This window comes from Streptomyces swartbergensis (assembly GCF_002148965.1).
GTDB lineage: Bacteria > Actinomycetota > Actinomycetes > Streptomycetales > Streptomycetaceae > Streptomyces > Streptomyces swartbergensis.
In genome coordinates this window covers 1-1,299 of the sequence record NZ_NGFN01000713.1, presented here as the reverse complement: position 1 = coordinate 1,299, position 1,299 = coordinate 1, and the positions used below count along the sequence as shown (strand labels likewise).

General features: G+C 75.7%; 1 protein-coding gene. It reads left to right on the top strand.

Annotated features, from left to right (window positions below):
• Nucleotides 1-160: 160 nt before the first annotated feature.
• Nucleotides 161-1,299 (top strand): hypothetical protein (locus CA983_RS43815; RefSeq protein WP_244207360.1); only part of this gene is annotated, 1,139 nt, incomplete at its 3' end.

The window sequence follows — 1,299 nt, the reverse complement described above, 5'->3', positions numbered from 1 at the left end:
TTCCCCACCCCGTCGGCCGGCTGTCGCCCCGCCCAGCACAGAAGTCCCCACATCCTCAGGCGAATCGTTCCTGGAACACCCTTATGTGTGAAGTCGGGCCCCAGCGGATTCCCCGCCCGCACGTACGAAAACTACGTTCGTCACTGGAGGTGACCGAACGATGACAGCGTGTGCGATCGAGCCTTCGGCGGGACACGAGGACGACGAGGTCGCGTCGGCAGGATGCACACTCACCGCGGACGGTGCCTACGCCGCACGCCTCGCCTCGGCCGGCGACTCCTGGTTCCCGGAGCGCTGGACCCTGGACGGCCCCGAGCCGTACGCGGTACCCCTGCCCCGCAACCAGCCGGAGGAGCCCGGCACCGAGGTGCAGCCGATGGGCGACGGGCGGGTCCTCATCCACCGTCTGGTGGCCGGGCGGCACGCCTTCTCTCTGCTGTACCCGACCGGGCCCGGCACCGGCGAGCTGCCCCTGGGCGTGGTCGAGTGCCCGGACGGCACGGCCCGGCTGCGGCTGCTGCCGCCCGCCCCCGGCGGCGAGCGGGCGTACGCCCTGGCCGTCGGCCCGCGTTCGACGACGGTGTGGCTGGTGGCGGGCGGCGCCTTCGGGCCCGAGCGACTGGCCGAGCTGCCCGGCCGCTGCTCGGGCGGGGTCTGGCTGGACCGTACGGGACGGCTGCTGGCCTTGGACCGGGAGGCCGGCGGGCGCACCAAGGCCGTCGTGGTGGACCTGGAGCGCGGCGGGGAGGTGTCGCCGCTGCTCCAGATCGCCGCCGACAGCGACGACCGGCTGCTGCTCGCGGACCACGACAGCGGGCTGCTGCTCATCCGCTCGGACGCGCCCTCGCCGGGACAGGACCGACTGGGCTGGGGCGTCCTGGGCAGCGCCCTGCCGGTGCGCTTCCCGCAGTGCCTGCGGCTGCGGGACTGCACCGTCACGCCGTTCGCGATCCAGCCGGGGCAGATGCTGACGCCGGAGAGCTGCGCGGTGGCGCTGCGCGTCGACGGGCCGCGCGGCAGGTGGGTCGGCGTGTGGCGGCCGGCCGAGCGGCGGGTGCACCATCTCCCGGCGCCCGAGGGGTGGCTGGCGGGCACGGGCCTGTGGACGCCGGAGGGAGTGCTGCGTCTGCCGTACGCGACGGAGGCCGTGCCGTGCGGCGTGGCTCAGGTGAGCCCGCCCGCGCCGGCGGCGCAGGAGCCGGGCGCCGTGCCGTCGCATCCGGGGGCGGGGCCGGGGCAGAGGCCTGCCGCCCGAGCCGCCGACGCAACCCCGGCGACGGGACACCCCCATGAACCGGT